Below are 6,720 nucleotides of genomic sequence, written 5' to 3'. Positions count from 1 at the left end.
TCTGCTTGATCGTGCATTGCCTGCGTCAGATCGTGGATCGCAGTATCCATGTGCTCGTGCAGCCCAGCCTCGAGTGCGGCCCAATCGTCGCCAAGGAGCAAGTCGACCAGCAATTGATGCTCCTCCACGAGCGCCTCCGGTCGGTAGTACGCGGTCTCGAGGTTCGCCATGCAGATACGGGCTTCGGCTGCGAGCGTGGCATACATCCTCGACATTCGACTGTTCGTCGTCGCTGCCACCAACGCGGTATGAAACGCAAGATCACGCTCGGCGAGTCCCAGCCAGTCCGCCTTGTCGATGAACGGCTGCATCTGGTCGACGATGGCCGAGAGCTGCGCCGCGGTTGCCTTCAAGACCGCGACCTCGCCCCGTACCAGCGTCCACGCAGCACCGACCTCGATGGCAGCCCGCGCGTCGTAGATCTCCGCCACGTCGTCGCTGCTGAGCTCGACGACGAAAACGCCGCGGTTCCGGTAGCTGACCAGCAGCCCTTCCTGATTGAGGCGCTGCAATGCCTCGCGAACCGGACCGCGCGAAATCTCCAGTTCGGCAGCGACGTTCGCTTCGTTGATCTGCTCGCCTGGCGCGTACGAGCCGTCGATGATCCGATCGCGAATCTGATCCGCGATGACCATCGAAGTATTTCGAGCGTTGATCGGCGTCAATCTTCGAGAACCGGACACTGGTCTTCCTCCTGTTGGGACTGCTAGGGCTGCTAGGAGCGGGGAACAGCAAAGTACTTGTATTCGAGGAACTCGTCGATTCCGACCTTCCCGCCCTCACGACCGAGCCCGGACTGCTTGACCCCGCCGAACGGGGCAGCGGGATTCGACACGAGGCCGGTGTTCAAGCCGACCATCCCGACTTCCAACCGCTCCCCCATCCTGAGCGCTCGATCGATGTCCTGAGTGAACACGTATCCGACCAGCCCCCACTCGGTGTCGTTCGCGAGCGAGATGACCTCGTCCTCCGTGTCGTACGGCACTACGGCGGCAACCGGGCCGAAGATCTCCGTCGACATCAGTTCCGACGCCGAATCCACGGAGTCGAGCACAGTCGGCGGGTAGAAGTAACCGGGGCCGGAGTTCTCCGTGCCCCCTACTACTGCGCGGGCTCCCCTGCCGAGCGCATCGTCGACGAGACGCTGAACCTTGGCGCGTCCGTCCTGGTCGATGAGAGGGCCGACCTCCACTCCGTCCGCACTGCCTGCGCCGACCTTCAACGCCCCCATCTTCGCTCCGAGCTTGTCCGCGAATTCGGCTGCGAGTGGCCGGTATACGAAGAATCTGTTCGCTGCAGTACAGGCCTCGCCCATGTTGCGCATTTTCGCAACCATCGCTCCGTCGACGGCGCGATCGACGTCGGCACCCTCGGCAACGATGAACGGTGCATTGCCACCGAGCTCCATCGACGTGCGCATGACGGTAGGCGCGGCCTGAGCCAGCAAGATCCTGCCCACCTCCGTCGAGCCCGTGAAGCTGATCTTGCGGGCGGATCCGCTCGACATCCACGAACCGACCACTCCTGCCGCGTCCGTGGTGGGAACCACGTTGACCACACCGTCGGGAACCCCTGCCTCGACGAGTATGTCGGCCAGCGCGAGAGCCGTCAGTGGTGTCTGCTCCGCCGGCTTGAACACCACGGTGCATCCTGCCGCCAACGCAGGTCCGATCTTGCGGGTTCCCATTGCAAGCGGAAAGTTCCACGGCGTCACCAGAATGCACGGGCCGACCGGCGCGCGGGTAACGATGATCCGATTCTTGCCGTCACCGGTCAGCGTGTGATCCCCGGATATCCGCACTGCTTCCTCGGAGAACCATCTGAAGAACTCGGCGCCGTACGCCACCTCACCCCGCGCATCCGCGATCGGTTTGCCCATTTCGGCGGTGATGATCGCGGCAAGTTCCTCGGTGCGCTCGATTATCAACTCGAAAGCGCGCCTCAGAACAACGCTGCGTTCGCGCGGTGCTGTGGCGGCCCATGACGCCTGTGCCTGAACAGCAGCTGCCATCGCAGCTTCGGCGTCGACGACGCCACCGTCGGCGACTGCGGTGATGACCTCCCCAGTCGCAGGGTCGAGAACATCGAACGTCTTGCCCCCGTGGGCCTCACGCCAACTGCCCCCGATGAACAGGCCTGTGGGTGAGGCGAACTCGGTGTGTGCCGATGTCGTGGTCATGTGTCCCTCCGTGTGGTCGATGGGGCCTGCAGCCCAGTGCTCGGTGGGGCCTGCGGCCCAGTGGCATGGTTGAGTGCACCAGAGGACACCTGGGCGTGCCACTGGGGATTCGGATCGAGCACATGCGCCAGATGCGTCGACGCCGCGGAGCTGTGATCGCCGGTCAATTCGCGCACCTGCATATGGCAGCTGAAACCGTCGGTGAGAATTGGACGGTCACCAGCGCGTCGGACTGCCGGGGCTAGTGCCTGTTCGGCGACCTTCATGCTGATCTCGAAGTGCTCGGGTTCGAATCCGAAGTTGCCCGCCACCCCGCAGCACCCAGTCGCCTCGTCTACTGCGGAAATGCCGGCCGCTGCAAGAGCTTTGCGCTGCGTCGCTTCCCCGAAGACCGCATATTCGTGGCAGTGCGTCTGCACGGTCACTTCGGCCGGGACCTGCGCGGACGGCGTCCATCCACCTGCAGCCTGGTCGATGACCGCCGCGGCGAAGCTCTGTATCCGTGCCGCGACCCGTCGAGCCGCATCGGTGTTCACCAACTCGGGCAAATCCTTCTTCAAAGCCGCGGCGCAACTCGGCTCGGTGACGACGATCGGCCGGTCCGTACCGTCGTCCAGCATCTCGGCGGTACGGACCAACTGCTTCTTCGCCGTCGCCAGTTGGCCGGTGGAGATCCAAGTCAGGCCACAGCACATGTCGCTTCGGCACTCCGCAGTTCGCCCTGCATCCGCCAATACCCGCACCGCAGCACCGACGACCTCGGGCCGGAAGCCCTTGGTGAACGAATCCACGAACAGTACGACGTCCCCGTCCGGCGTCGACCCGGCACTCTGCGCACGCAATTCCCTCCGCGAGGCGAATCGAGGAAGCGCACGTTCGGTGGTCAGCCCGCCCAACCTGGCCGCAAGTCTGCCGGTCCGCGGCGTGAGCGCGCTGTTCAACAATGGGGCGATCCGCGACGTCAGCTTCAACCACCGGGGCAGCCAGCCGAGCGAATAGTGCGCCATGGGGCGGATCCGGCCCGCATAGTGGTGATCGAGGAATTCTGCCTTGTACGTGGCCATGTCGACTCCGACCGGGCAGTCCGACGAGCATGCCTTGCACGACAGACACAGGTCGAGCGAGGCCTTGACGTCCTCCGAGGCCCAACCGTCGGCGACGGTCGTGGAGGTTCGAACCATGTCCTGTAAGACACGAGCTCTCCCTCGCGTCGAATCCTTCTCGTCACCGGTGGCCCGGTAACTCGGGCACATCACCCCACCGCTACTCGATCGGCAGCGGCCGACGCCGACGCATGCCTGGGTGGCGTGCACGAACGGATCCAGGTCCGCCCCGGACCCCACCTGATGCAGCTCGAACGTCGTCTTCCACCTTCGGTCTGGGACCCCCTGCAGTGCAAGGTCGTTCATCATGGGAGCCGGATCGGTGATGCTTCCCGGGTTGAGTAGTGCCGCCGGGTCCCAGATCCGCTTGAACCTCGCGAAGGCATCCAACATCGTGGGGGAATACATGATGGGCAACAGCTCGGATCTGGCTCGACCATCACCGTGTTCGCCGGACAACGACCCACCGTGCCGGACGACGAGTTCGGCCGCTTCACGAAGAAATGCCTGCATGATCTCGCGTCCGCGCTCGGTGCGCTGATCGAACGTGATCCGCACGTGCATACACCCGGCCCCGAAATGGCCGTACATCACTCCGGTCAGCGAGTGAGCGGCGAGAAGGTCACGAAAGTCGGCCAGGTAGGCAGCCAGATTCTGCGGTGCGACGGCGGAATCCTCCCAACCGGGCCAGGATTCGCCACCCCCGACCAACCGTGTGGAGAGTCCTGCACCGTCTTCGCGCACACGCCACAATGACTTGCGTTCGGTGGGATCGGCGACAACACGACCGTCCTTCAGCCTCCCCGACTCCTTCAGGCGCGCAAGCAGCCGTCCGGCCTTGTCCTCCACCTCCGCGGGGTCGTCGCCGTCGAGATCGACGTACAGCCACGCATTCCCAGCCGGAAGGCCACGGACCGAGTCGATTCCGCGACGAGCCTGCATGGTCTCGACGATCTTCTCGTCGATGCCCTCGATCGCGGCCGGCGAGAACTCGAGGATCGTCATGACATCCTGCGCAGCTTCGACGACGTCGGAGTAGCCGAGGCTGAGCAACAGGGCAGCCTTCGGCACCGGCACGAGCGCGACGGTCGCTGCCACGACGATCGCACACGTACCCTCGCTTCCCACCAAGGCCCGGGCGACATCGAACCCGTTCTCCGGGAGAAGATTCGACAGATGGAATCCGGACACCTGACGCGGGATGAGGCCGAGTTCGAGGCGAAAGTCCGCCATGTTCTCCGCTACGAGTGCCGCCAAGTCGGCGCCGATGCGGGCCGCGGCGTCCACGGCTTCGGAATCGCTCGGATCCACCGCGTCGATACCGGAGCGCGTCGCCCGCAGCAGATGACCGTCCGCAGTCACGATATCCAATGCGATGGTGTGATCTGCCGTGCGGCCGTATCGCACCGAGTGATTGCCACATGCGTCGTTGCCGATCGCGCCACCGACCGTTGCGCGCGTCTTGCTCGACGGATCCGGCGCAAAGGTCAACTGACCGTTTGTTGCAGCAGATACGGCCGCCGCGAGCTCGGAAATGACAATTCCTGGCTGCACGACTACCTACTTCTCGGACGCGTCGACCGAGATCACCTTGTTCATGTAGCGCGAGAAGTCGAGTACGACGCCTGCACCGATCGCGTTGCCTGCCATCGAGGTTCCGCCCCCGCGACTCACTATCGTCATGCCTGACCGGGCGCATGCCTTCACCGTGGTTCGAACGTCGTCCACGGTGCGCGGAAACACCACGGCCGACGGCGGAACCCGATAGTTCGACGCGTCGTACGAGTACTCGGCGAGCCGTCGTGGCGAATCGTCGACCTCGATGCCCGCCCCACGCAGCAGGTCGAGGACGGTCACAATGCTCGCTTCAGTGTGCGCCCGATGGCGTCCAGGCCCTCCGCGACCTCGTCGTCCGTGACCACCAGAGCCGGAATCACGCGAACGACGTTGCCGAGAGCACCGCAGGTCAGTAGCAACAAGCCCTCCGAAATGGCGGTCTGCTGTACGCGTGCAGCGGCGGCAGCGTCGGGCTTGCCGTTCTCGTCGACGAATTCGAGAGCCTGCATGAGGCCAAGGCCGCGGGCGTCGCCGATGGCCGAATACTGCTCCTTCAACGCCTTCAGCCCGTCGAGCAGAACAGCACCCTGTTTGGCTGCGTTCTCCACCAACCCTTCGTCTCGCACGACGTCGAGGGTGGCGACCGCGGCGGCTGCCGCTACGGCGTTGCCTCCGTAGGTTCCGCCTTGCGAGCCTGGCCATGCCTTGGACATCAGTTCGGTCGACGCGGCGATCGCCGAGATCGGGAACCCCGACGCGAGCCCTTTCGCGGTGATGACGATGTCGGGCCTCGCGGTCGAATGCTCGTGTCCCCAGAACTTTCCGGTGCGGCCGACGCCTGCTTGGACCTCGTCGACGATGAGCACTATGCCGTGCTCGTCCGCGCGGCGCCGAAGAGCTTCCAGGAATTTCGGCGGAGTCGGGAGGTAACCACCGTCGCCGAGAACGGGTTCGATGATGAACGCGGCAGTATCGGCGGGGCTGGAAATCGTGGCCAAGAGGTAGTCCAGTTCCTGCAACGCGAACGCGACCGCGGTGTCCAGGTCCCAGCCGTACCGGAACGCGTAGGGGAACGGTGCGATATGGACGCCACCCATGATCGGCGAGAACCCGGAACGGAATTTGGTCCCTGCAGTCGTCAGCGACGCTGCGGCGACAGTGCGCCCGTGGAAGCCGCCGTGAAACGCGACGATGTTCGGGCGACCGGTAGCCATGCGTGCGAGCCGGATCGACGCCTCGACGGCCTCGGATCCGGAGTTGGCGTAGAAGACGCTGTCGAGGCCGTTCGGGAGAAAGTCACCGAGCTTCTCGGTGAGCTCGAGAAGCGGTTTGTGCATGACGGTCGTGTACTGCGCGTGGATGATCTTGCCGACCTGCTCGCGAGCCGCTTCCACGACTCGGGGGTGGCAGTGGCCTGTGCTGGTGACGCCGATGCCCGTCGTGAAATCGAGGTAGCGGTTTCCGTCGGTGCCGTATATCCAGCTACCGGCGGCGTAGTCGACGACAACCGGGGTGGCTTGCTTGAGTGCAGGGCTGAGGTGTGTGCGAGTCGACGCTGTCATGGGAGTCATAGTTATCGAGGGCGTGCAGATTGTCAACAATCTGCAACAAACGATTTACATCCCCTAAGGTCAGGTCATGGCAGCGACACGGGTAGCCGTTCTCGGCAGCATCAATATGGACCTGACCACCCACACCGAGCGGTTACCTCGACCGGGCGAGACAGTGCTCGGCGACAGCTTCGAGAACTCGCAGGGAGGAAAGGGGGCGAACCAGGCGCTCGCTGCTGCCCGATCCGGAGCCACGACGACCTTCCTCGGGGCCGTGGGCGACGACGCCTTCGCCGAGGAACTGCTTCGCACCCTCACCGATTCGGGAGTC

Annotated in this window: 4 protein-coding genes and 1 pseudogene; 1 reads left to right on the top strand and 4 read right to left on the bottom strand. The window is 64.4% G+C overall.

Annotated elements, in window-relative coordinates:
* The 4 genes and pseudogenes from A2J03_RS23130 to A2J03_RS23115 form a co-directional block, all read right to left on the bottom strand.
* A partial coding sequence (locus A2J03_RS23130) for a GntR family transcriptional regulator (protein WP_231912672.1) occupies positions 1-683 on the bottom strand: 683 nt, incomplete at its 3' end.
* Positions 684-715: 32 nt separating this feature from the next.
* On the bottom strand, positions 716-2,179 hold the full coding sequence (locus A2J03_RS23125) for an NAD-dependent succinate-semialdehyde dehydrogenase (protein WP_068378640.1): 1,464 nt from the start codon (positions 2,177-2,179) through the stop codon (positions 716-718).
* Positions 2,176-5,139, bottom strand: a pseudogene (locus tag A2J03_RS23120) (FAD-binding and (Fe-S)-binding domain-containing protein). Before A2J03_RS23120 ends, A2J03_RS23125 begins: the two are co-directional and overlap by 4 nt.
* Entirely contained in the window at positions 5,136-6,401 is a 1,266-nt protein-coding gene (locus A2J03_RS23115) for an aspartate aminotransferase family protein (protein WP_068378636.1), read from the bottom strand. Before A2J03_RS23115 ends, A2J03_RS23120 begins: the two are co-directional and overlap by 4 nt.
* A gap of 76 nt (positions 6,402-6,477) precedes the next feature.
* Between A2J03_RS23115 and A2J03_RS23110 the strand changes: the two genes are divergently transcribed.
* Positions 6,478-6,720 (top strand): PfkB family carbohydrate kinase (locus A2J03_RS23110; protein WP_231912671.1); only part of this gene is annotated, 243 nt, incomplete at its 3' end.

Source organism: Rhodococcus sp. EPR-157 (assembly GCF_001647195.1).
GTDB lineage: Bacteria > Actinomycetota > Actinomycetes > Mycobacteriales > Mycobacteriaceae > Rhodococcoides.
This window is presented reverse-complemented; position numbering and strand designations above follow the sequence as displayed.